The 23,930-nt window shown below is 41.4% G+C and carries 18 protein-coding genes; 11 read left to right on the plus strand and 7 right to left on the minus strand.

The genetic code is table 11. The features are described from left to right. The first annotated feature begins 368 nt into the window (after positions 1 to 368). The 3 genes from prpB (at position 369) to DC077_RS07935 (ending at position 4,447) form a co-directional block, all read left to right on the plus strand. Entirely contained in the window at positions 369 to 1,253 is an 885-nt protein-coding gene (gene prpB / locus DC077_RS07925) for a methylisocitrate lyase (RefSeq protein WP_109201962.1), read from the plus strand. A gap of 123 nt (positions 1,254 to 1,376) precedes the next feature. Then, entirely contained in the window at positions 1,377 to 2,534 is a 1,158-nt protein-coding gene (gene prpC, locus DC077_RS07930; RefSeq protein ID WP_109201963.1) for a bifunctional 2-methylcitrate synthase/citrate synthase, read from the plus strand. 470 nt (positions 2,535 to 3,004) lie between these two features. Continuing rightward, the gene (locus DC077_RS07935) at positions 3,005 to 4,447 is read left to right on the plus strand and encodes a bifunctional 2-methylcitrate dehydratase/aconitate hydratase (protein ID WP_109201964.1); all 1,443 of its coding nucleotides are present in this window, start codon (positions 3,005 to 3,007) and stop codon (positions 4,445 to 4,447) included. Positions 4,448 to 4,831: 384 nt separating this feature from the next. On the opposite strand, the gene DC077_RS07940 is transcribed toward DC077_RS07935, so the two are convergent. The 4 genes from DC077_RS07940 to pyrF all read right to left on the minus strand — a co-directional run bounded on the left by DC077_RS07940 (position 4,832) and on the right by pyrF (position 8,193). Beyond that, positions 4,832 to 6,112, minus strand: coding sequence for a serine hydrolase domain-containing protein (locus DC077_RS07940; RefSeq protein ID WP_109201965.1), 1,281 nt, complete (start codon positions 6,110 to 6,112; stop codon positions 4,832 to 4,834). Positions 6,113 to 6,406: 294 nt separating this feature from the next. Beyond that, complete coding sequence (locus DC077_RS07945; RefSeq protein WP_239990294.1) at positions 6,407 to 6,808, minus strand: DUF1622 domain-containing protein; 402 nt, start codon at positions 6,806 to 6,808, stop codon at positions 6,407 to 6,409. 33 nt (positions 6,809 to 6,841) lie between these two features. Further along, a complete protein-coding gene (gene pyrE / locus DC077_RS07950; RefSeq protein WP_109201966.1) occupies positions 6,842 to 7,486 on the minus strand; it encodes an orotate phosphoribosyltransferase in 645 nt (214 codons plus the stop codon). Continuing rightward, positions 7,483 to 8,193: an orotidine-5'-phosphate decarboxylase gene (pyrF, locus tag DC077_RS07955; protein WP_094568395.1), complete on the minus strand. Its 711-nt coding sequence runs from the start codon at positions 8,191 to 8,193 to the stop codon at positions 7,483 to 7,485. The genes pyrE and pyrF overlap by 4 nt, the downstream gene beginning before the upstream one ends. A 570-nt stretch (positions 8,194 to 8,763) precedes the next feature. Here pyrF and DC077_RS11090 point away from each other — a divergent pair. From DC077_RS11090 to DC077_RS07980, 6 genes are all read left to right on the plus strand, one after another. Beyond that, on the plus strand, positions 8,764 to 8,889 hold the full coding sequence (locus DC077_RS11090; RefSeq protein ID WP_275663922.1) for a hypothetical protein: 126 nt from the start codon (positions 8,764 to 8,766) through the stop codon (positions 8,887 to 8,889). 432 nt (positions 8,890 to 9,321) lie between these two features. Further along, positions 9,322 to 10,182, plus strand: a complete 861-nt coding sequence (locus tag DC077_RS07960; RefSeq protein WP_109201967.1) for an ABC transporter substrate-binding protein — start codon at positions 9,322 to 9,324, stop codon at positions 10,180 to 10,182. Positions 10,183 to 10,923: 741 nt separating this feature from the next. Further along, complete coding sequence (locus tag DC077_RS07965; RefSeq protein WP_109201968.1) at positions 10,924 to 12,654, plus strand: chorismate-binding protein; 1,731 nt, start codon at positions 10,924 to 10,926, stop codon at positions 12,652 to 12,654. Positions 12,655 to 12,975: 321 nt separating this feature from the next. Further along, positions 12,976 to 13,944 carry a bile acid:sodium symporter family protein gene (locus DC077_RS07970; RefSeq protein WP_109201969.1) on the plus strand — a complete coding sequence of 323 codons (969 nt, stop codon included), beginning with the start codon at positions 12,976 to 12,978 and terminating at the stop codon, positions 13,942 to 13,944. 399 nt (positions 13,945 to 14,343) lie between these two features. After that, a complete protein-coding gene (locus tag DC077_RS07975; RefSeq protein ID WP_109201970.1) occupies positions 14,344 to 16,071 on the plus strand; it encodes a thiamine pyrophosphate-dependent enzyme in 1,728 nt (575 codons plus the stop codon). A 132-nt stretch (positions 16,072 to 16,203) separates the two neighbouring features. Next, on the plus strand, positions 16,204 to 17,931 hold the full coding sequence (locus tag DC077_RS07980) for a thiamine pyrophosphate-dependent enzyme (protein ID WP_109201971.1): 1,728 nt from the start codon (positions 16,204 to 16,206) through the stop codon (positions 17,929 to 17,931). 214 nt (positions 17,932 to 18,145) lie between these two features. On the opposite strand, the gene DC077_RS07985 is transcribed toward DC077_RS07980, so the two are convergent. From DC077_RS07985 to DC077_RS07995, 3 genes are read right to left on the minus strand one after another with little or no spacing between them, the layout of a single operon-like run. Next, complete coding sequence (locus tag DC077_RS07985) at positions 18,146 to 20,170, minus strand: TRAP transporter permease (RefSeq protein ID WP_109217920.1); 2,025 nt, start codon at positions 20,168 to 20,170, stop codon at positions 18,146 to 18,148. Continuing rightward, positions 20,157 to 20,612: a DUF1850 domain-containing protein gene (locus tag DC077_RS07990; protein WP_157953515.1), complete on the minus strand. Its 456-nt coding sequence runs from the start codon at positions 20,610 to 20,612 to the stop codon at positions 20,157 to 20,159. Before DC077_RS07990 ends, DC077_RS07985 begins: the two co-directional genes overlap by 14 nt. A 43-nt stretch (positions 20,613 to 20,655) precedes the next feature. Next, a complete protein-coding gene (locus DC077_RS07995; protein ID WP_109201974.1) occupies positions 20,656 to 21,636 on the minus strand; it encodes a TAXI family TRAP transporter solute-binding subunit in 981 nt (326 codons plus the stop codon). Between the two features lie 416 nt (positions 21,637 to 22,052). Between DC077_RS07995 and holA the strand changes: the two genes are divergently transcribed. Then, positions 22,053 to 23,090, plus strand: coding sequence for a DNA polymerase III subunit delta (gene holA, locus DC077_RS08000; protein ID WP_109201975.1), 1,038 nt, complete (start codon positions 22,053 to 22,055; stop codon positions 23,088 to 23,090). A 200-nt stretch (positions 23,091 to 23,290) separates the two neighbouring features. Continuing rightward, positions 23,291 to 23,869: an SMC-Scp complex subunit ScpB gene (gene scpB / locus DC077_RS08005; RefSeq protein ID WP_109201976.1), complete on the plus strand. Its 579-nt coding sequence runs from the start codon at positions 23,291 to 23,293 to the stop codon at positions 23,867 to 23,869. Positions 23,870 to 23,930: the final 61 nt, after the last annotated feature.

Consider the following 23,930-nt stretch of genomic DNA (forward strand, 5'->3'; position numbering starts at 1 on the left):
ATTTCTAAAAATCTCTAAATAGAGCCGAGTGATCTCTTAGCACTTCAATAGAAGTTTAATAAATATTTATTAAAAATTTTATTAGGATTTTATTTAAGTTTTTATTAAATGTTAATTCAGAATTATTAATATCATCAACATCAAAGAGCATCACACAACTGGCATCTATATTTTATATAAAAATATAATCTTTTAGCTTAACTTGAGATATTTCTCCCGCTTCTTTCAAGAAAATAACAATGATTAGGATCGATCAAAAAGGCTTAGCGAAGATCTGAGTGTCGATTGAAAGATCTATAAGTCTATAAGAGATAGGTAAAAGGATGTTTATTTTAACCATGATGTAGCGATACCAAAGGAGAGTTGTAATGAGCATAAAAACAGCAGGAGAGAGATTTCGGGAAGCATTAAAAGAGGAATCTCCCCTTCAATTAATGGGAGTGATCAATGCTAACCATGCACTATTAGCTGAAAGAGCGGGATTTAAATCGATCTATCTTTCTGGTGGTGGCGTGGCAGCGGGATCACTTGGAATTCCAGATTTAGGAATTACGACGTTACAAGATGTATTGATCGATATCGATCGCATCACTAATGTGACCGATCTACCCTTAATTGCAGACGCTGATATCGGTTTTGGCACTTCCGCTTTCAATGTTGCCCGTACGGTAAAATCCTTCATTAAGGCAGGTGCTGCGGGATTGCATATTGAAGACCAGGTGGGCGCAAAGCGTTGCGGACATCGTCCTAATAAAGAGATTGTCTCTAAAGAGGAGATGGTCGATCGGATTAAAGCGGCCGTAGATGCGAAGACAGACCCCAATTTTATGATTATTGCGCGTACCGATGCGCTTGCGGTAGAGGGCTTAGAAGCCTCATTAGAGCGAGCGGCTGCTTATATTGAAGCAGGTGCTGATGCGCTCTTTCCCGAAGCGGTAACCGAGTTGCCAACCTATCGCGATTTTACATCTAAGGTTAATGTTCCGGTTCTTGCGAACATTACTGAATTTGGTCAAACGCCCCTCTTTACGCTCGATGAGTTAAGAAGTGTTGGAATTGCCATTGCGCTCTATCCACTCTCTGCTTTCCGAGCGATGAATAAGGCGGCAGAAACGGTGTATAACACCATTCGCAAAGAAGGAACTCAAAAGAGTCTCCTCCCCATGATGCAGACCCGTGACGAACTCTACCAGAGTATTCGTTACTACGATTACGAAAAGCAGCTCGATCAGCTCTTTGCATCAAAAAAGTAGTAAAAACAGAGAAAACAGCAAAAAACAATAATAAGTCTACCTCTAGGCATCTGCCTAAAGGGTAGAGCTGTAGAACTGTCACAATTAATCACCTATATAAAGAGAATTCCTAGGAGGAAAAAAATGACGACTCAGAATGCGTCCGGCACTTTTCGCCCAAAAAAATCTGTTGCTCTTTCCGGCACGATCGCTGGAACTACCGAACTCTGTACCGTTGGTCGAAATGGAAATGAACTCCATTATCGCGGGTACAACATTCTCGATCTTGCTGAGAATTGTGAGTTTGAGGAGGTTGCCCATCTCTTAATTCATGGGAAGCTTCCCAATGAGAGTGAGTTGCGCCTCTATAAAGAGAAACTGCAAGCATTAAGAGGACTCCCCGTCTCGATGCGTAAAGCATTAGAGACATTACCGATGTCAGTTCATCCCATGGATGTATTACGTACAGGCGTCTCCCTATTAGGTTGTATCTCTCCTGAAAAGGATGATCATAATACTGCAGGCGCAAAGGATATTGCCGATCGCCTCATCGCGTCACTTAGCTCGATGTTGCTCTATTGGTATCACTATAGTCATAACGGCGTTCGTATCGAATTAGAGAGTAAGGAAGATTCGATCGGAGGATACTTTCTCCATCTTCTTCATGGAAAGAGGCCTAAAAAGTCTTGGGTGAAAGCGATGCACGCTTCCTTGATACTCTATGCTGAGCATGAATTTAATGCCTCCACCTTTACTGCTCGCGTGATTGCCGGAACAAACTCCGATATCTACTCTGCTATTACCGGGGCCATTGGCGCCTTGAGAGGCCCTAAACATGGTGGTGCGAATGAAGTTGCGTTCGATATACAGCAACGTTATGACTCGCCTGATGAGGCAGAAGCCGATATTCTCGAGCGACTTGCTAATCGAGAAATAGTGATCGGTTTTGGTCACCCTGTTTATACAGTTGCAGATCCTCGCCATGAGGTGATTAAGCGAATCTCTTATGATCTCTCCCAAGAGGCGGGAACTTTACGAATGTATGATATTGCAGATCGTATCGAAGAGGTGATGCAAAATCACAAAAATATGTTCCCCAATCTAGATTGGTTCTCTGCTGTCTCCTATCACATGATGGGGGTGCCGACAGCGATGTTTACTCCACTGTTTGTTATCTCTCGTTCAGCGGGTTGGGCAGCACATATCTTAGAACAACGAAAAGATAATAAGATCATTCGCCCAGGAGCTGAATATACCGGTCCAGAAGAGTTGCGTTTTATCCCCATTGAAGAGCGGGAGTAAATGTAGTGTATCTCTTTAAGAGTTTGACGTTACAAGATTAACGTTGAGAGGTTAATGATAAAAGGAGTGTGGAGTTCAAGATCGATTTTATACCCATAAGTTGACTCATGCGGGGGTAGAGAGCCACTTATGATCGGCCACAGAGCTCCACACTTTTTTCCAATCAGTAGTTAACTGATAGATCATTTACCACTATTTTTACCATGTTTCACCATGATTATTTCACCATAATAAAACTATTAGTGGGTAGCCACTAACCTCTATTTTATTCACTTATCCCCTCTATTGTGCTCTTTTTAAATGGTTGTTATTACGATGATAGCTCTGGCGATTATGAGTCACTATCAATCTTACAAAGCCCTTACAAAACATTTATTAAATCTTTATTAAACATTTTTTTATTAAGCATATTTTATTAAACGTTTATTTAACCCTTACTAATTATCTAAATATAAATAGGAGATATATCTATGTCTACAGAGAGACAAGTGAAGTTCGATCAAGTTCTCGTCGATATTGTCGATTATGTGCGTAACTATGAGATTCAATCTGATCTTGCTTATCAAATTGCGCAATATTGTTTAATTGATACTTTAGGATGTGGCCTTGAAGCACTCGATTATCCTGAATGTACCAAGCTTTTAGGCCCGATTGTGCCAGGAACTGTTGTCCCTCATGGTGCGAAAGTTCCCGGGACACAATTTCAATTAGATCCCGTTCAAGCGGCATTTGATATTGGAACGATGGTTCGCTGGTTAGATTTTAATGATACTTGGCTTGCGGCAGAGTGGGGACATCCTTCCGATAACCTTGGTGGAATTTTAGCCGTTGCCGATTGGCTCTCCCGTGTGGCGGTTGCAGCAGGGAAGAAGCCGCTGACAATGAAAGCTGTTTTAACAGCGATGGTTAAAGCGCATGAGATTCAAGGGTGTATCGCACTTGAAAATGCCTTCAACCGTGTAGGATTAGATCACGTTATCTTAGTTAAAGTTGCTTCAACTGCGGTTGTATCAGAACTGTTAGGATTAAGTGAGGATGAGGCGCTCAATGCACTATCACTTGCTTTTGTCGATGGTCAATCATTACGTACTTATCGCCATGCGCCTAATACCGGCTCTCGTAAATCGTGGGCTGCAGGCGATGCTACCTCACGAGCGGTTCGTCTCAACTTGATGGCTCAGAAAGGGGAGATGGGGTATCCCACCGCATTAACGGCGAAAGTATGGGGTTTTTACGATGTCTTATTTGAAGGAAAGCCTTTTCAGTTTCAACGTGATTACGGCACTTATGTGATGGAGAATGTCCTCTTTAAGATCTCCTATCCTGCAGAATTCCACTCGCAAACAGCGGTAGAAGCCGCAATGACATTGAAGAAGCGTCTCGATGAGTTAGGAAAGAGCTCAGAAGATATTGAACGTATCGATATTCGTACTCATGAAGCATGTATCCGTATTATCGATAAGAAAGGCCCTCTCAATAACCCTGCTGACCGTGATCACTGTATTCAATATATGGTTGCTGTCCCCTTAATCTTTGGTCGTTTAACGGCAAGTGATTATGAAGATGAGATCGCAAAAGATCCACGTATTGATGCTTTGAGAGATCGAATCATCTGTCAGGAAGATCCTCAATTTACGAAAGATTATTTCGATCCTGAGAAGCGCTCTATCGCCAATGGTTTAACCATTACTCTAAAAGATGGCACAAAGCTTGATGAGGTTGTAGTGGAGTATCCGATCGGTCATGCGCGTCGTCGTGAAGAGGGCATGCCTGTTTTAGTAGAGAAGTTTAAGCGAAATTTAGCGCGTCGATTCCCAGCTAAACAGCAAAAAGCGATTTTAGAGGTTTCACTCGATCGCGACAAGCTCTGGGAGATGCCAGTCCATGAGTATGTCGATCTCTATGTTATCTAATTTCATCTTTCAGCTTTAAACTTTAACTTGTGAGTCATAAGTCATAAGTCATAAGTCATAAGTCATAAGTCATAAGTCATAAGCCATAACTCATAAATTGTGATCTGTGCTTTTTAAGCCTATCACTATTAAAAATAGTCAAGGAGAGGAGATTTTCTCTCTGACAACAAGTTTCAGGCGTGATCTGTTGTAAGGTGTGGCAAATGCCAAACTTTATCCACAGATCACACTCTGAAAAGAGATCACTCTGTGATCATTTCTCCTTCAATATGAAGACTTTTGCTCGGCTTGCCGAGCTTTTTTTATTTATATATATATATTTGATCCTATATATATTTGATCCGGCCTAAATAATATTGCTATTCTTTCGGAAAAATTTAACTTTTATTTTGAGAGTGATGATCGGTTTTCGGGATGATCTGCAAGTTGCTTCATCGATTCTGTCATCGCGGCAAAGAAGGCATAACTATCGAGAGTCTCTCTACCGGTTGGCTTCGGTTGTGCGCCCCAAGCGGCAATAACGACTCCTTCTTGCGGGTTGATATAGATCTGTTGCCCAAAGATTCCTTCAGCGGTAAAAGCCCCCTCATTGATCGTTCCTTCTGCTTCCTCAACAGGCCATAACATATAACCATATTGAACAGTTTCACCATTGACGATCTTGGGTGATCCCGCTTCTTTTAGCCAATATTCAGGTAGCAGTTGCTCTCCATCAACATTGCCATTTTCTAAAAGAAAGAGGCCAAAGCGGGCATAATCTCTCAAGACTGCTTGCAATCCACTTCCACCAACTTCTAGGCCATCGGGTGATTCTAACCACCATGAAGCATCTGATTCCATTCCTGCTCTCTTCCAGATCCGTTCAGAGAGGTATTGACTGACGGGCATACCGGTTGCTGCGCGTACTAATGCACCGGCAACATGGGTCTCTCCTGTACTATAGTTCCAGCGAGTTCCCGGTTCAGCCGCTCTAGGTAATTGTTGCATCAATTGAAGAATTGCCCCAGGTTCTTGCGCATTTTGTAATGCTAACATAGCTCGACGATCGGAATTAGGATCTGTATAGGTCTCATTCCACGCCACACCAGAGGTCATCTGCAGCAGCTGTCTTACGGTCACGCCATCGTAACTACTTCCTTTAAAATCAGGGAGATATGTCACTATAGGATCATCAATATCTTTGATCAATCCCTCTTCGAGGGCGATACCGATCAAGGTTGCGGTAATAGATTTGACAACAGACATCGACATCCAGCGAGTGGCATTATGATTGCCTAGCTGATAATCCTCATAATAGATTTTTCCATCCTTGATCGCTATTAAGCCAGCAACACGATTGATATTGATATAGTCATAGAGATCGAAAGAGTCATCACCTGATTGAAATTGGAGGTCTTCCACCTGTACTACAGCATAGGGAAGTTCCCTAACATTATCGGGATCATGCTGCACAATCGCAGTGGGATAGAGGCGATCGATATTGCGAAAGGTACTAGCTTGCAGATCGGGCATCAACTTACCATCATAGAGCTGTTCAACAGTTCCGATCGGCTCTTGATCATGGGGGGTTTTCAAGACTTCTGCAAAGAGCAGTGAAGTGCTTGAGAGGGTTATTGTGGAGATAAAGAGTAAGTTGAGTACTCTCTTTTTGGTGGTTGTGAACATTGTGAACTCCTTCGAGATTGTTGTGGCTATTATTTATTATTATTGCAATGGGGTTAATACTAGTTTTTTTAGTTGTTCTACTTATTCTTCTTATTAAGAGGAGTAATTTTGGAGTCTAACAGAGAATAAAGGGGGATGAAATAGATTTTTTATTGGAATATTTTTTTAAGAAGAGAAGTATTGGTAGCACTTTTAGATAAAAATACCTTAAGATTTTTCATCTTAAGGTATTGTTATGATCGTATTGTTATGATCGTTAAATAGATCAATTGAGAGCGCTTGAGTTGAGCGGATTTATGATTCTCTCTCTGCTCTCGTTTCTCTCTTTTTATGCTCAGCGATCTCTTTTTCAGCATTGCCCGCTTCGATCTCTTTTCCTAAGAAGTAGGAGATTGCGGTTCGAATGACCACAATACCGCCGAGGATCAACATATCGTCGATCGAGGGATTCATAATAGTCTCGATAATATCGGATGCGATTAGAATCTCTAAGCTTAAAAGAATGTAGGAGCCAAGATAGACTTTGATGCCATTATTCTTCTGGGCGATAGTAAAGCGATCTTCTCTCGAACACTCATTTTTTATAAAGCCTAGGGCTGCTTTAACAACCCCGATAAGGAGAACAAGAATGGAGAAGCCATTGAGGATATCAACTAATATCTCTACAGCCCATTCAAGAGAGTGAAAGGTCATCATATAATCTCACTAATTGTCTATTGTTCTATTGTTCTATTGTGATTTGCCCCAACTGCTAGGATCTTTATTCCATTCAGTTAATGCAAGGCGCTCTTCTTCATTAATAATATTTTTAGCAAGAGCTGTTTCGACCAATGCCGGATAGTTGCTGAGTGTTGCATGGCGAAGGTTCTCACGCTTGAAGTTTTCATCTGCGATCGGCAATTCATAGGAAAAAATTGCTGCAACCCCTAAAACATCCGCGCCAGCTTCTCTAAGTGCGTGAGCACAAGTAATAGAGCTTCCACCGGTAGAGATGAGATCTTCAACAATCACCACTTTTTGCCCCGGTTTGATAATTCCTTCAATCATATTGCCGCGCCCATGTTTTTTGGGGGAACTACGAACATAGACCATCGGTTTTTCTAAGACAGCGCTGACCCATGAAGCATGAGGGATACCAGCTGTTGCGGTGCCGGCGATAACTTCCGCTTCTGGGAATTTCTCTCGAATCAATTCAATAAGATTTTTTGAGATAAATTTACGAACCGCAGGATAACTGACAATTAAACGATTGTCACAGTAGATCGGCGATTTTAGACCAGAAGCCCAGGTAAATGGCTTTTGAGGTGAGAGTGAAACGGCATCAATTGAAAGAAGTGCTTCAGCGACATTGTGTGCAACATTTGTTTTGATCATAGCGTTCTATTCCATTCTTCTTTAACAGTGTAATAAGCTTTGAGAGGATCTTTAGCTTGTGTAATTGAGCGACCGACAACGATATAACTAGCCCCATTTTTCTTCGCTTCAAAAGGGGTCATAATTCTCCGCTGATCATCTGCAGCATCAGATGCAAGACGGATCCCAGGAGTGACGCAGAGAAAGCTTTCGCGCGTATTCTCTTTTACCATCTTCGCTTCTAAAGCAGAGCAAACAACGCCATCAAGGCCAGAGTTATTGGTAATCTTACTATAGTGAATAACGGATTCGAGGAGGCTTGTTTGAATATTTTGCTCTCGCTGCATCTCAATTTCACTCATACTCGTTAATTGAGTAACGGCGATAAGACGTGGGCGTTTCGCATTACCACTACCAATCTCTAATCCTTCAAGAGCCTCTTCCATCATGCGCTTGCCCCCTGCAGCATGAACATTGACCATATCAACGCCCATCTTTGCAAGGCCGATCATTGCGCTCTTAACGGTATTAGGGATATCGTAAAGCTTTAGATCTAAAAAGACTTCATAGCCACGAGCTTTTAAGGTCTCTACTAACATTGGCCCTTCATTGTAGAAGAGCTCCATTCCGATTTTAATATAGAGCTCTTCTTCTTTCGGCATCATCTCCAAAAAAGCCTTTGTCTCAAGGTAGTTTGGAAAATCTAGTGCAATTATAGGTTTTGTCATTATCGATTTATCTTCTTTCTTTTTTCCAAAAAAAAACCGACTATTGTCGGCTATTTAAAACAGATAAGGAGAGATATAGATGACGGTGTTATTCACTTGCATAACCTACTCTCCTTATTGCTTACTATTTCTATAGATGTTTTGACATTTCGTCTACATAAAATTGGCAATATTCTAACATTAGAAGCTTCACTTGAAAAGAAACAGGTTTTAAAAATCTCTATCTTGCTGTTTTATATATCAATTATTTTTATCCATTAGACTCCATCCCTACTATTGATCTCTCTCTTTTCAGAGGTGAAGCAGGGGAGCTCTAAGATCATTCTCGGAGCTGCGGGAGCCCACTATTTAGTTCTTATTACTACTGCCTGCCCGCAGGTGGCATCTTTAGATGCCAGAAAAGATCCCTTGCCGGCGTGCGATCATTAGAAGAACAGGATAGAGAGATCCGGCAATCGTTCTGCTCTCTTATTTTATTATTTCATTATTTCAATTCATAAAGATTTTGGAGCTGCGGGAGCCCACTATTTAGTTTTTATCACTACTGCCTGCCCGCAGGTGGCATCTCTAATGCCGGTAAAGATTCTATTACCGGCGCGTGATCATTACGAAGAGCAGTATAGTGAGATCCGGCAAGCATTCAGCCTATTTTTCTCAATAAAACCTGTGGATAACTTTGTGGATAGCTGTGAGTAAAAGTGTGGATAACATCTCTTTATAAATGGAATGATCTTGAGAGATCTTAGCTAAGAATCCCTCCGGATCTTCTGAAGTGACCGCTTTTTATCGGTAAATTTAGAGAATTTTTCAGTTTTTTTAGTTTAAATAGCACTTAAAAATCGTTGCAGAGGAGAGGGTCGATGATTAGATAGTCGCTTACTTCTCTCTTATATTTCTGTAAAAAAAGGAGGTTAATCCCTGGTAAATCAATAAGATTGATATTTATTGTAAGGTGCTTAGTAAAAATATTTGATGATTGCTATAGACAAAGTGAATAAAAGCATTAATAATAAGAATCATTCTCAAAGGATAATGTTCTCAAAAGAGACTTAAAGTCAGTTGAGAGCCAGTTTTATAATTTTTGTCACTGTTATTTTTCATCTACTCTTTTGTGATTTAGGAATTGTTATGAAATGTTTTTTGAAAAAGAGCCTGCTCTCGCTCTCCCTCTCGCTTGCGGTCGCAATAGCTAGCCCCAAAGCGGTGGTGATGGATTTTGGTGCGGTGGATACTCTGCAAGCGCTTGATGCAGCGGATCTAATTGTAGCTCTTCCTAAAGGGAATCTGCCCCATTATCTTCAATCCTCAGATTGGGATAGCGTGGAAGATAGTGGTGGGATGAAGAGTCCTGATTTAACTAAATTTAAAGAGAGGCCGATCGATCTGATTGTGATTTCGCCCCGTTTAGGGAATCAGGTCGAGACCTTAAGTGAGTATGCGCCAGTCCTCAATTTTACAGTAGATTCTGATCACTATTTTGAATCGGTCTCAGAAAACATTACACAATTGGCAAAATTTGCAGATCGGGAAGAGGCTGCCGATGCGGCCCTCGCTAAATTAGCAGAGCAGATCTCTCAAATTCAGCGTGAGATCGCAAAGAGTGATCAGCAAGCGCTTGTGGTGATCCATAATGATGGAAAATTGATGGCAACACCGACAAGTGGCAGTGCGAAGTTTATCCACAATGTTCTGGGGGTTAAAAATGCTGAAAAAGCACCGAAAGAGGGGCGACAAGTAGCTGATTTAACCTATCTAACTGAAGTTGCGCCTGATCTGATCTTTATTATCGATCGTAGTGCCGCCATTGGTGCAACATCGATGGATCAGCAGAAGGTGGAAGAGACCCTAATTCAACCGCTTAATGAAGCACTCAATAAGCAGGTGAAGATGGTCTATTTAGATCCAACGCTCTGGTATCTCTCTGGCAATGGATTGATCTCAATTGTGAAAGAGGCTCAAGAGATTGAAGCCGCTCTTAAAGAGAAGTAGACGCGCCGTAATAGTAACCGTAATAGTAACCGTAATAGTAATATTTGATGGTGTATCAATTGAGTTGAGCATCATAGATTTAACAGATTTAACAGATTTAATATTTTACCTTTAGTTTCACCTTTTCTTTGTATCCTTTGGGATACTCCTTTCTAGCAGTTGTTTTTGTTGTTCTTTTAAACTTTACTTTCAACTTTTGAATCAAAGTTTCTGCTCTTGGCCCTGATTGATCGAGATAAAATTTGTTGACTTCCTCCAAAAAACATGCAAATTATATCCTAAGTATCTCGATTAAATCAGGGTCTTTTTTATGCCCCCATTTAGTAACGATCGATCTACTCTTAAATGTAAGGTGTGAGACATGAGATATTCGTTATTAGATATTAAAGCTGTATATAATCAATATATCGGTATGATAAGAAGTAATCGAGAGATCCTAAAATAGTAAAATAGAATAAGGATATAACAATAGATGATTCATTCGACACATTCAATCCGTTTTTTCCGTCGTTGGTGGTTACGCGCATAGTAGCGGGTAAGCACTTTTTTATGATGTTTGAAAAAAGAGTGTCGAAGAAAGAGGCCCGCAATATGCGGGTCTTTTTTTATGCTCCATATTGCGCTCATCAAATTAGAGAGAGTTTAATCAACTCTCATCCCAAAAATAGCAACCCTTTTTAACATTTTTAATGTGTTGTTTAAGATGCCGCTGAAAGCGTTAGTTAAATTGTAGGAGACCATATGGAAGCACCTGTTGCAGCAGAAATTTTCACCTTAAGTCGTGAGATCCCCTCTCACTTTGAGCCTTTTGACCTCTTTGAACTATTGATGCAAAAGCGTGATCAAGCTTTAGGAATGCTCTTTGAGTCGGCTCGCACCGATAATCAGAGTGCATTAAAGAGTATGATGATTACAAAAGCCGCTTTACGCATCACCGTATTAAAAGCATGTGTAACTGTGGAGGCATTAACGCTTTTAGGTACCCATTTGATTAATGATCTACAAAAGACCTTCGCAACTGCGGTTGTGGGGGCGATGGAATCGGATCGTGTTACATTCTCTTTTCCCTGTGATCAGTATACTCGTGGAGTTTTGACGATTTTAGATCCGCTATTAGCTTTGAAAAATCCTCAATTTTCTCCCTTTATTGGGGGATTATTTGGCTATGACCTTGTAGGAGAATATTATCAAGTTGAGATTCCCGATAAGGGAAGAAGTACAGACTTATGCCTCTTTTTGGCGGAAGAGTTGATTCAGATCGACCATAAAGAGGATCGGGTCATCTATGAGCATCTCTTCTTAGAGAGCGATAAACGGGATCGATTGGAGATCTATCGCTCCTTTAATCAACAAGCGGCGCACTATAGTGAATTGATTGATAAGCTCTCGGTGAAAAAAGAGACTTTCCCCACAATATCCCCAGAGTTATCCACAGATCATTTTGGGAATGAGGGTACAACTTGTAAAAATGGGTCTGAAAAGGATTTTAAAGAGGTTGAAATAGGGAGTTGTCCTAAAACTTATTCACAAAGTTATCCACAGGGGGCTTGTGATAATGAATCTCCAATATCGCCGGCTATTGAGATTAAAGAGCCGATTGTCGATGCTCAAAATGGTGTAAGAATCCCTGATCGAGCGATTTTTAAAGCAACTGTTGAACATTTTATTCAAAAGACAAAAGCTGGTGAATTGTTGCAAATCGTTCCCTCTCGGCGCTTCTCTCTTCCCTGTCACTCTCCTTTTAAGAGTTATCGGCAATTAAAACGCGCCTATCCTAGTCCCTATCTCTTCTATCTACAAGATCGTGATTTTACCCTCTTTGGTGCTTCTCCTGAATCGGCACTTAAATATTCTCCCTATACTCGAGAGCTTGAACTCTACCCTATTGCGGGAACTAAACGCCGAGGATTGGTTGATGGAGAGATCGATCTTGAATTAGATCAGAAGATGGAAGCGCTCTTAAAGAGTGATCCTAAAGAGTTAGCAGAACATCTGATGTTGGTCGATTTAGCACAAGAGGATCTTGCGAAGGTCTCTGAAGCAGGATCGATCTATGTGAAAGATCTTCTTAAGGTGGATCGCTATCGTTATGTAATGCATCTTGTCTCTCGTGTTGCAGGAAGACTTAAAGAGGGATTAACTCCGATCGATGCCTATCTTGCAGTAATGAATATGGGAACCTTGACCGGGGCGCCAAAGATTGAGGCGATGCGTCAAATTTATCAATTTGAAGAGGAGGCGCGCGGAAGTTATGGCGGTGCTATCGGTTATGTTGAAGGGTTGATGCAGGGGGATCGTTTCGATAGTGCAATTACTATTCGTTCTGCATATGTGAAGGAGGGGATCGCTTATGTACAGGCTGGAGCCGGTATTGTGGCAGATTCAGACCCTGAGAGTGAGATCGAAGAGACAGAAAATAAGGCTAGTAGCGTTGTGATGGCGATTTTAGAAGCAAATTATCAATCGATTTAAGAAAGCGTGCTACCTTTATAGATGCTCTTTTTTATTGAATAAGGATTGAATAAGGGTTGATGGAGAGAGGGATGATAATGGTCTTGAAAGAGTCTAAAAATTCTCTCCATCTTATATTTAAGCGTAAGCGCATTTAGTGATTTTCTTAGGCGCGATGAGTGGAAGCATCGGCAAAATTTAAATGATTTTTACCCAAGATCATTTAGAGGCGAAGGGACTTTATCTTACCAAGATCGAGGGACTAACGACCAATCACGATGCCTCTCAAATAGAGAGATATTGAAGATAAAATAATTTAAATTGAGATAGGAGTAATTTTAGATGCAAGCGTTAGCTCGTTTGAGTCAATTTGTGGGAAAGACATTTGCTTTTTGGGTACTGCTCTTTGCAGGATTAGCTTTTTTCACCCCAGATACATTTAAGTTTATTGGACCATATGTTCCTTGGTTATTGGGAATTGTAATGTTGGGAATGGGGATGACCCTAACTCTCTCTGATTTTGGAGAGATTCTCCGGCATCCCAAAGCGGTGATATTAGGGGTTGTAGCGCAATTTATTATTATGCCGTTGTTAGCTTATGGTTTATCGATGGCCTTTATGTTGCCGGCCCCGATTGCTGTAGGGATTATTCTTGTGGGCTCCTGTCCTGGAGGAACCGCTTCTAACGTCATCACCTTTTTAGCAAAGGGAAATATCGCTCTCTCTGTTGCTTGTACTTCTGTTTCAACATTGTTAGCGCCACTTTTAACCCCTCTAGTCTTTTATCTATTAGCGAGTCAATGGATCGATATCTCAATGGGTGCCATGTTTATGTCGGTGTTGAAGATGGTACTTCTTCCGATCGCTATCGGTGTTCTATTACGAATGCTCTTTAAAAAGCGAATCGCACAGGCAACAGAGGTATTACCACTTGTTTCAGTGGCGGCAATTGTATTGATTGTTGCAGTTGTGGTAAGTGGGAGTAAGCAATCGATTATTGAATCGGGATTACTGATTTTTGGTGTTGTAGTCCTCCATAATGGATTAGGTTTTCTCTTTGGATTTTGGATTGCAAAGCTCTTTAAGCTCGATTATGCCGATAGTAAAGCGGTTTCTGTTGAGGTGGGGATGCAAAACTCTGGTTTAGGCGCTGCATTAGCGAAGACCCATTTTGCTATTGATCCTGTTATTGCCGTTCCAAGTGCTATTTTTAGTCTCTGGCACAATATTTCAGGGCCGATTTTAGCGACCTATTGGGCTGCAAAGACCGATGATGCTGGTAAGCGCCAGAACGAGCAAGTCACTCAGTAAGGGTTGATGAGAGAATTATTAAAGATATATATGCCAGCATATTCAATCTATACTCAATCTATATTTAATCCATGATTAATGAATAGTTAATATATGTTTCAATATATGCTTTAAACAATAATTGAATTGTATTTAAAATGTACTAAAAATAAATTTGATTTATATTTAAATCACTTCTGATAGCAGAGAGGGTAGATAATGAAAGATATCTACCCTTTTATTTATTCGCTCATATTCATTTCACAACTGCTGATATAAATAATTTTTGATAAATCTGTAGAAAAAATGGTGATAAATATTCTGTAAAATTAAATCTTTATCGATTTATATAAAAATATTACAATGAGGGAGTAGCACATTTCCTATTTTCGATATGAATATGATCTATATGGAGTCATTATGTCTAAGAAGAAAGTTGCAAGAATTGTTGTAGAAGCGCTTGAGCAAGCCGGTGTTAAACGCTGTTATGGTGTGGTGGGTGATACGTTAAATGATGTGACAGATGCGATGCGTCATCATACCAATATTGAATGGGTTCATATGCGTCACGAAGAGGCAGGTGGTTTTGCTGCCGGTGCTGAAGCTTATATGACAGGAAACTTAACTGCTTGTGCCGGCTCTTGTGGTCCGGGCAGTCTTCATTTTATTAATGGACTCTATGAAAGTCATCGAAATGGTGCTCCAGTTGTTTTGATTGCAAGTCAATTACCGACCAATGTATTAGGCACTGACTTCCCTCAAGAAGTAGATTATATGCCAATCTATAAAGGTTGCTCTGTCTTTTGTGAAGAGGTTAAAAATCCCCATGAAGCAAAACGGGTGATTATGACCGCTTGCCAAGAAGCGATCGCAAAGCGGGGTGTTTCTGTTGTGATCCTCCCTTCCGATATTAGTGCACAAGAGGTAGAGGATACCCCTATTTTACAACCGCAAGCACCGGTTGCACCGGTTATTCGTCCAACTGATGGCGAGATTAAAGCGATTGCAGAGCTTCTCAATAGTGGTAAGAAGATCGGTGTTTTTGCCGGCGTAGGTTGTGCCGGAGCATTTGATGAGATTATTGCTCTTTGTGAAAAGTTAAAAGCCCCGATGGCGCATACCTCAAGAGCAAAGGATTTTGTAGAAGGCAATAATCCTTATAACGTTGGTATGACCGGTATGTTAGGAGTTCAATCAGGGTATGATATGATTAAAAATTGCGATACGCTCTTAGTTTTAGGGGCTGATTTTGCTTGGTCACAATTTTATCCTAAGAATGCCGAGATTATTCAGGTCGATCTCAATCCTAGTCGATTAGGTTTACGTCATGCCATAAAACTGGGTGTGATTGGTGATGTTAAGGAGACCTTAAAAGCACTATTGCCGGCGCTAGAGAGTAAGAGTGATACTGCATTTTTAGATCATTATCGTCAGTTACATACAAAATGTATGGCGAAACTTGATAAGAAAGCCGTAGCTGATCATGAAGGTTTAATCCATCCTCAATACTTAATAGAGTTATTGAGTGAGTATGCCGATGATGATGCGATTGTCACCGGCGATACCGGTTCAGCGATGGCTTGGGTCAATCGCCATTTCCATACGAATGGTCAACGCCGCACATTGCTCTCGATGAAACATGGAACAATGGCAAATGCGATGCCACAAGCGATTGGAATTCAGAAAGCCTACCCCGATCGTCAAGTCATCTCTGTTTCAGGAGATGGAGGACTCGCGATGTTAATGGGAGATCTATTAACCTTAGTTCAAGAGAAGATTCCTTTAAAAGTGATCGTCCTCAATAACGGCACCCTCGACTTTGTGGAGTTAGAGATGAAGGCGGAGGGAATCGTCAATAGCTATACCGATCTTCAAAATCCAGATTTTTCAAAAGTTGCGGAAGCGATCGGCATTAAGGGCTTTCTTGTGAAAGGTTCTCATGAGTTAGAGGCAACACTGAAAGAGTTTCTAGCATATGAAGGTCCGGCATTGCTTGATGTACATGTTGAGCGCTTAGAGCTTATTTGGCCTCCTCATGCTGAATTTACTAACTATGAGAATATGGCGCTTTATGGAGCGAAAGCAATCTTAGGGGGAGAAGGGCACACCTTTTTTGAGATGTTAAAAGAGAACTTTTTAGAGAAGTAGTGATTCGGCATTAATTGTTCGGTATTCATCATGATATAGAAAATGGTATGAAAGGAGCGACCTAACAGTTCAGTAAGAGCCGTGAAGGTCGCTCTATTTTTATCATTCTATAAATCGATAGGAAGAGAAAAGATGGCAAAGAAGAAAGTAGCACAGATTATTGTGGAGACATTGGAGCTCTTTGGAGTAAAGCGTTGTTATGGTGTGGTCGGCGATACGCTCAATGATGTTACCAATGCAATGCGTTTTCATACGGAGATTGAGTGGGTTCATGTGCGCCACGAAGAGGTGGGTGGATTTGCCGCTGGTGCAGAATCTTTTATGACCAAAGGTTTAACCGCTTGTGCCGGCTCTTGTGGTCCTGGAAGCCTACACTTTATCAATGGTCTTTATGAGAGTCATCGCAATGGTGCACCGGTGGTTTTGATAGCTAGCCAGCTTCCAACCGCTGTATTGGGCACCAATTTTCCTCAAGAGGTGGATTATAAACCGATTTATGAGGGGTGTTCAGTCTATTGTGAAGAGGTTAAAAATCCCCATGAAGCGAAGAGAGTGATTATGACTGCCTGTCAAGAAGCACTTGCAAAGCGGGGTGTTGCGGTAGTCATTCTTCCTTCTGATATTAGTGCAACGGAGGTTGAGGATCTCCCTATTCGCCAGCTCTATCAACCTAAACATCCATTGATCTATCCACAAGAGAGCGAGCTGGTAAAATTAGCAAAAATTATCAATAGCGGTGGTAAAGTTGGAATCTATGCCGGAGCGGGATGTGAAGGGGCGCATGAAATAGTGATTGCGTTAGCAGAGCGCCTTAAGGCGCCGATTGCGCATACTTCTCGCGGAAAAGATTTTATTGAAGGGGAGAACCCTTACAACGTTGGTATGACCGGTATGATGGGGATCAGATCGGGCTACCAGATGATAGAAGAGTGTGACACGCTCATTATTTTGGGCGCTGATTTTGCTTGGTCTCAATTTTATCCTAAGCATGCCAAAATCGTTCAGATCGATCGAGATCCTCAAAAACTTGGGCTTCGTCACGGCATTGAGCTAGGGCTTATTGGTGATATTGAGCCCACCTTAGAGCGATTATTACCCCATCTTGATCAGCGTGAGTCGACAGAATTTTTAGATCGTTGTCGTCATCTTTATCAGAAAACAGTGAAAAAACTCGATAAGAAAGCTGTTGCTGCAAGTGAAGAGCTCATTCACCCTCAATATTTGACAGAGCTATTGAGTGAATATGCTAAGAAGGATGCTTTTGCAACCGCTGATGGTGGTTCTGCTACTGTCTGGTTACTGCGTCATTTTGAAACATTGGGAACGCGTCGAACATTAGTATCACTTAAACATGGAACAATGGCGAATGCGATGCCTCAAGCGATCGGTATTCAGAAATCACATCCCGATCGACAAGTGATTGCGCTCTGTGGTGATGGGGGAATGACCATGTTGATGGGGGATCTATTGACGATTGTTCAAGAGAAACTCCCCGTTAAGATTGTCGTGATCAATAATGGAACGCTCGATTTTGTAGAGTTAGAGATGAAAGCTGATGGTATGGTTAATAGCTATACCGATCTACAAAATCCTGATTTTGCACTAATGGCAGACTCTATTGGAATGAAAGGATTCTCCGCAAAAGGTTCTCATGAGTTAGAAGAGACTGTTAAGGCCTTTTTAGAACATGAAGGTCCGGCATTACTCGATGTTCATACGAGCCGTTTAGAGCTGATCTACCCTCCTCATGCAACGCCCGGAAATTATCTCAATATGGCACTCTATGGTGCAAAGGCGATCATTGGTGGTGAAGGGGAGAGTTTCTTTGGAATGTTAAAAGATAACTATCTACGGAAATAGAGGCTTTCCATCAGTGGGAAATGATCATGTTTTAAATGGTTTGTAATTCGCTGTAATGATTCACTATTACTGCTAAAGAAAAGGTCTCACTTCAATATTGAAGTGAGACCTTTTATCTTCCTGTACCTGTTTCAGTTTCAGTTTCTGCTACTACTTCGATTTACGCTTGTAATCGATCATTTGATTATTTCATCTGATCAGATGGATCGTGATGTTAAGCAAGCGCACTATCGCCTTTATTGATCAACTTAATGGGAAGCTTTTTCACATTGATCGTGATAATTGAGAGAACAATGACTGCGCCAATTATGTCAGTTACTGTTTCAGGAACGACTAACATCAATGCCCCAGCAGCTAAGATAATGCGCCCAATAAAGCTAAAGTTACATTTAAAATAGCCCTCAACCGCAGCACTTAATGCAGTAATTCCAATAATGGAGGTGATCGTAATACTGATCATATCGAAGATAGGGGGAATTGGGAATTCCGTTGCATTCATCGGTAATCCAGTTGTATCGATCATCAACATTGCCGGGTTATAGACAAACATAAAGGGAACGATAAAGCCGGCAACAGAGAGTTTCAATGATTGCCAACCTGTCTTCATCGGATCGCCGCCGGCTATACCGGCACCGGCAAAGGATGCTAGTGCAACAGGCGGGGTAATATTAGCAAAGAGTCCAAAGTAGAAGACAAAGAGATGGGCGACAATCGTTGGAACACCGATATTTGCAAGTGCCGGTGCCGCGATTGTTGCGGTGATGATATAGGCAGGAATTGAAGGTAATCCCATTCCTAAAACCATCGATGCAATCATCGTTAAGAAGAGGGTCATAAAGAGCATCCCTTCTCCAGTTCCGGTAATAGAACCGATAAGTTCAGTTGCCGCTGAGGTGAGACTTAAAACACCGATCACAATCCCGATAACAGCACAGGCTGCCATAACAGAGAGTGATTGTCTTGCGCCATCCTCTAATGCTTCTAAAATATTTTTAAAGCTCATGCGCGTCGTTTTTCTAAATTGACTGACCACAATCGCAATTGCAATCGTATTGAATGCAGCATAAGCGATAGGCACATTATTGCCTAAGAAATAGACAAGCGCGAAGATTGGAAGAAGGAGATGACCTCGCTCTTTTAATACCTCTTTAACTCGTGGAAGATCTGCTTTAGGAATCCCTTTAAGATTATCTTTTCCTGCTCTAAAGTGAACTTGAGCAATGACGCCTAAGTAGTAGAGAAGTGCAGGGAAGAGTGCAGCTAACGCAATTGTTCCATAGGAGATCCCTGTTGTTTCCGCCATAATGAAGGCACTAGCCCCCATAATAGGGGGAAGAATTTGTCCGCCGACTGAAGCACTCGCCTCAACCGCACCGGAGAAGTTTTTACTATAACCGACTCGTTTCATCATCGGAATGGTAAAAACCCCTGTTCCCACAACGTTACCTACAGCAGAGCCATTGATACTTCCCATAAATCCACTTGCCACTACCGCAACTTTTGCCGGTCCACCCTGTTTATGACCTGCGAGTGCGAGTGCAAGATCATTAAAGAGTTGCCCCATTCCCGATTTGTTGAGAAATGCGCCAAAGAGGATAAAGAGGAAGATAAAGGAGACTGATGCCCCTACCGCAGAGGAGTAGAGTCCTTCGGTTGTGATATAGAGATGACCAAAGATATCACTTAGATCGAAAGGGCGCGTCTGCAATATTCTCGGCATAAAGTGATAGCTACTGATAAAGGGGTAGATGAGGAAGATTGCTACCAATGTTGGAAGAATCAATCCCATCACACGTCTCGCGGCTTCCATCACTAAGAGAATAGTCATAATGGACATGAAGATATCGGTATTATTAGCGATTCCGCCTCTAACAGTTGCAATCGCATTATACTCTGTAAAGAGATATCCCAATGAGATAAATGAGAGTGCAACTAAGACCCAATCATACCAAGCGATCTTATCGCGAGATTGCTTCTTATAGGTAGGGTAGATTAGAAAAACTAGCGAAATCCCAACAGCTACGTGAGTTGCCCGGTAGAGTAACTCCGGCATGGGATTATAGGTTGTCCAGAGGTGGAAGAGAGAATAGAAGATTGCAAAGCAGGAGATAAAGATCCGAAGATATTTGCTGCTTGGTGTTCTTACTATCGATTCACGATCAAATTTTTCTAAAATCTGTTCCGTGTCGGCAGGGATGGTATCTGCAATATGGTAAGCTTCTGCATTATTGCGGCTCATGACAGTTCCTTATAGATAAACGTTGCCAAAAATTAAAAGATCTATTGCGAAATTCCACTTCGCTATAACGATCAACCTCACGATAAATCTCCCAAGGTTGATCTTCAGAAAGATAGAGACTAGAACGGACATCACGATCAACAACCCAGTTGATCTCCGGCATAAAGTGATCGATTTGGTAATGAATCATATCGTCATTACGATCGAGTACGATGCCGTCATGGGGGACGCCCGCACCAAACGTTTTGAATTTTGTATGGGTTAAGATAAATCCCTCATCTTGACGCTGGTAAAATTCGATCCAAGGCGTCTTATCCACTGAGTGAATCCAAGAGAGAGTAAAGGTCGGTGACTCAATTTTACAGCGACCATTTTCAGTGATAATGAGGGTGATAGGCTGCGAGTGGATAAAGGTTGAGAGAAGCAGAGTAGTGGTCGCCATGATGACCACCACTACAAATAAGATAAGAGATCGTCTTCTACTCTTATTTTGCCGCTTGCTCATCATAGTACTTCTTAGCACCTGGGTGGAGCGGTGCTACTAAGCCTTCTTGTGCATGCTCAAGAGAGATGCCTTTAGCGGCTTGATGTGAGTTTGCAAGATCATTGAGGCTTTCGAAGAAGGTTTTTGTCAATTTATAGACATCATCTTCACTCAAATCTTTACGCGCCACTAAAGCATTAACAATAATTGCGGTTGGAATAGGTTCTGCATTGCCATAAGTGCCTGCAGGGATCTCCGCTGAAAGGAAGTAAGATTGATCTTTTGCAATCTCATCAACCATCGGTTTTCTAATCTCAACTAATTGAAGATCAAAACCTTGCTCAAGCTCCATAATTGAGGCATTTGGAAGACCACTTGTTAAGACTGCAGCATCGATTTTACCGCCACGAAGTGCATCGACCGCTTCGGCAAATCCTAAATAATCGACCTGAAGATCATCATAGGTAATTCCATGACCTTTGAGGAGAGCGCGAGCATTCATCTCTGTTCCTGAGTTGAGATCACCCACTGCAACGCGACGACCTTTAAGATCATCCATTGTTTTGATTCCCGATTTTTTCGAGGTGACGATCTGTACATAGTTTGGATAGAGTGCCGCAACCTGTACAACGTTTTCTAAGGGCTCTTTAAATGAACCTTCGCCGGCAACCGCTTGGCTTAAAACATCACTCATAGTGAGTGCTAATTCAGCCTTTCCTTGATTGACAAGGTTTACATTCTGAATCGATGCACCAGTTGATTGTGATTTTGAGTTAACGCCATAGGTTTTTGAGTAGATCTGACCGAGCGTTGTACCAATAATATTGTAAGGGCCTGATGATCCCCCTGTTGCAATGGTCACAAAGCGGGTATCTAAGCTATCCCCTTTATCTGCAACACTCTCTTTATCATCGCCACAGGCCACTAAAAGTGTTGAGAAGGCCGTCACCATTAACAATTTCTTTAAGCTAAATTTTTTCATAATATCCTCCAGAGTAGAGTTTTTAAAACTCCGCTATCTTACTCGACTTTTCTCCCTAAGGTAAAGCAATGATGGGGTCGAGTTATTATTGATAATAAAATATTGATAAGGTCATGATTAATGAGATCTTCAGCCCCTTATACCTTTGAGCCATGAAGCGTTATCGATTACTTGTAACGATTGCGCTAGGGATTCAATGGTAAGATGCAAGCGTTTGATCAATTCTTTACTGAATCATACTCTCAAATTAGTGTTGCATGCAACATATTAGTTGTAAATAGATAGGAAATATCTTTTTCTAATTGTGCAGAGAGCAACTTTAGATTAAAGGATATTTGATGAAGATGATAGACCCTTATTTAGCTCTATGTGTATACTGATGTTCTCTCTATATCAGTCACTATATTGAAGGAACTATGCGATTAAACTCATATGAGGTTATACCGACGATTCAGAAGGGAATGGGGCGGATAGCAGCGCTTTTAATCTCTGGCGATGAACCCTATCTCTCTTTGAGTCTTGCCGATCAGGTTCGTGCATTTTATCGAGAGAATGGATTTAATGAGCGAACTCTTCTAGAGGTTGATAATCGTTTTGATTGGGGGCTCTTTGTTAATGCTACGCAATCCCTCTCTCTCTTCTCAGAGAAGCAGATAATTGAGTTACGATTTACCTCTCTACCTGATCGCAAGGCGCAAATAGCGATTGAGAATTATCTTAATGCCCCTCAAGAAGATCTCTTTCTTCTCATCTCTATTCCGCTCCTTAAGAGTGCTCAGCAGAAATCAAAATGGGTTAATGCTGTGGATAAGGTGGGGATTGTTTCTATTCTCTATCCGCCACGTTTGCATGAGTTTCCAGGTTGGATCTTTAATGAAGCAAAGCGACGAAATCTCCATCTAGAGAAGGATGCTGTCGATCTATTAGCCCAAAATAATGAAGGAAACCTCTTCTCTGTGATTCAAGAGCTCGATTATCTTGCGCTCTACTATGGCGATAAGAAGATCGATGCAGAGAATCTGCGTTCTGCCTTAACACAGAGCTCTAAATTTATCGCTTTTGATCTTAGTGATGCCATATTATCTGGTGATGTTGATCGCATTAATCGTATTATCACCATTTTTGAGGATGAGGGTGAGCCGGCAACATTGGTGAACTTTCTTTTGCAAAAAGAGATCGCAACATTAGGTGAGATGCTCTTCTCTTTAGAGCAGGGGGAGAATATGCGTCAAGTCTTATCAAAAGTTTGGCGTAATAAACAGCCCCTCTATCAACAGGCATTGAGTCGTCTCAATCTTCGTCGCTGGCGTAATATTATGAAGATGGTGGTACAGATCGATCAGGCAATCAAAGGGCAGATTAAGGAGAATCCTTGGAATGCAATTCGGCGTGTTGCTTTTGCTATCTCTGGAAAACGTCTTCTCTCTTTAAGTGCTGTTGCAAGAGTGCGATAATAGAGCTCCTTTAATGAGCGTACTATAGGAGCGTGCTATAGATAGCAGTCTATTATGAAATCGGCTTATGAAGTCGATTGGCATAACTAATTAATAGAACGCTAATAGAATTAATAGAGCCGATTAATAATTGATTAAATAGTTGATTGCTCTTAACAGGATTACCCTTAACGATTAGATAGAGAAGATTAGCAAAAATCATGAATGATTATGAACAGGAATTAATAGCGTTATTGGAAGCGATCTTGATGGCATCGGACGTCCCTCTCTCCCTTAAAGAGATCTTAACAATATTGGATGAAGAGAATTATAGTGAGAGCGATATTATTCGTGCCCTCTTTACATTAGAGGCTAACTATCGTGAAGCGCAAGGGGGAATTGAGCTAGTTGAGGTTGCATCAGGTTGGCGTTTTCAGGTTCCTTCTCGCTTTTCTAAGTGGGTGGGAAAGCTCTTTGAAGCAAAGCAGCAACGTTTTAGTAGCGCCTTTTTTGAGACATTAGCGCTTATTCTTTATGAGCAACCGGTCACGCGGGGTGATATTGAAGCGGTACGGGGAGTCTCGGTCAGTAGTAATATTATTCGAAGTTTAGAGGAACGAGATTGGATCAAAGTGGTAGGAAGAAAAGAGGTGCCGGGAAGACCGATGCTCTATGGTACTACCGATCAATTACTTGATGATCTTAATCTAAAATCACTTCGTGATTTACCTCCGCTTCCCGAATTAGAGACTCTCTTTAAAGAGGCGACAACGGTAGAGGAAGAGGCGTTAGTTGTATAACTAAGCCTCTTAATTAAGACTCTATTAAGGTCACTATCAAAGGGGATAAAAGCGCCTTAAG

The sequence above is a fragment of the Ignatzschineria cameli genome (assembly GCF_003121895.1).
In the GTDB taxonomy this organism is placed as follows: Bacteria; Pseudomonadota; Gammaproteobacteria; order Cardiobacteriales; family Wohlfahrtiimonadaceae; genus Ignatzschineria; species Ignatzschineria cameli.

Coding starts and splice junctions, on each gene's coding strand:
- prpB (WP_109201962.1), top strand. CDS start 369: ATGAGCATAAAAACAGCAGGAGAGAGATTTCGGGAAGCATTAAAAGAG.
- prpC (WP_109201963.1), top strand. CDS start 1,377: ATGACGACTCAGAATGCGTCCGGCACTTTTCGCCCAAAAAAATCTGTT.
- DC077_RS07935 (WP_109201964.1), top strand. CDS start 3,005: ATGTCTACAGAGAGACAAGTGAAGTTCGATCAAGTTCTCGTCGATATT.
- DC077_RS07940 (WP_109201965.1), bottom strand. CDS start 6,112: ATGTTCACAACCACCAAAAAGAGAGTACTCAACTTACTCTTTATCTCC.
- DC077_RS07945 (WP_239990294.1), bottom strand. CDS start 6,808: ATGATGACCTTTCACTCTCTTGAATGGGCTGTAGAGATATTAGTTGAT.
- pyrE (WP_109201966.1), bottom strand. CDS start 7,486: ATGATCAAAACAAATGTTGCACACAATGTCGCTGAAGCACTTCTTTCA.
- pyrF (WP_094568395.1), bottom strand. CDS start 8,193: ATGACAAAACCTATAATTGCACTAGATTTTCCAAACTACCTTGAGACA.
- DC077_RS11090 (WP_275663922.1), top strand. CDS start 8,764: ATGCCGGTAAAGATTCTATTACCGGCGCGTGATCATTACGAAGAGCAG.
- DC077_RS07960 (WP_109201967.1), top strand. CDS start 9,322: ATGAAATGTTTTTTGAAAAAGAGCCTGCTCTCGCTCTCCCTCTCGCTT.
- DC077_RS07965 (WP_109201968.1), top strand. CDS start 10,924: ATGGAAGCACCTGTTGCAGCAGAAATTTTCACCTTAAGTCGTGAGATC.
- DC077_RS07970 (WP_109201969.1), top strand. CDS start 12,976: ATGCAAGCGTTAGCTCGTTTGAGTCAATTTGTGGGAAAGACATTTGCT.
- DC077_RS07975 (WP_109201970.1), top strand. CDS start 14,344: ATGTCTAAGAAGAAAGTTGCAAGAATTGTTGTAGAAGCGCTTGAGCAA.
- DC077_RS07980 (WP_109201971.1), top strand. CDS start 16,204: ATGGCAAAGAAGAAAGTAGCACAGATTATTGTGGAGACATTGGAGCTC.
- DC077_RS07985 (WP_109217920.1), bottom strand. CDS start 20,170: ATGAGCCGCAATAATGCAGAAGCTTACCATATTGCAGATACCATCCCT.
- DC077_RS07990 (WP_157953515.1), bottom strand. CDS start 20,612: ATGGCGACCACTACTCTGCTTCTCTCAACCTTTATCCACTCGCAGCCT.
- DC077_RS07995 (WP_109201974.1), bottom strand. CDS start 21,636: ATGAAAAAATTTAGCTTAAAGAAATTGTTAATGGTGACGGCCTTCTCA.
- holA (WP_109201975.1), top strand. CDS start 22,053: ATGCGATTAAACTCATATGAGGTTATACCGACGATTCAGAAGGGAATG.
- scpB (WP_109201976.1), top strand. CDS start 23,291: ATGAATGATTATGAACAGGAATTAATAGCGTTATTGGAAGCGATCTTG.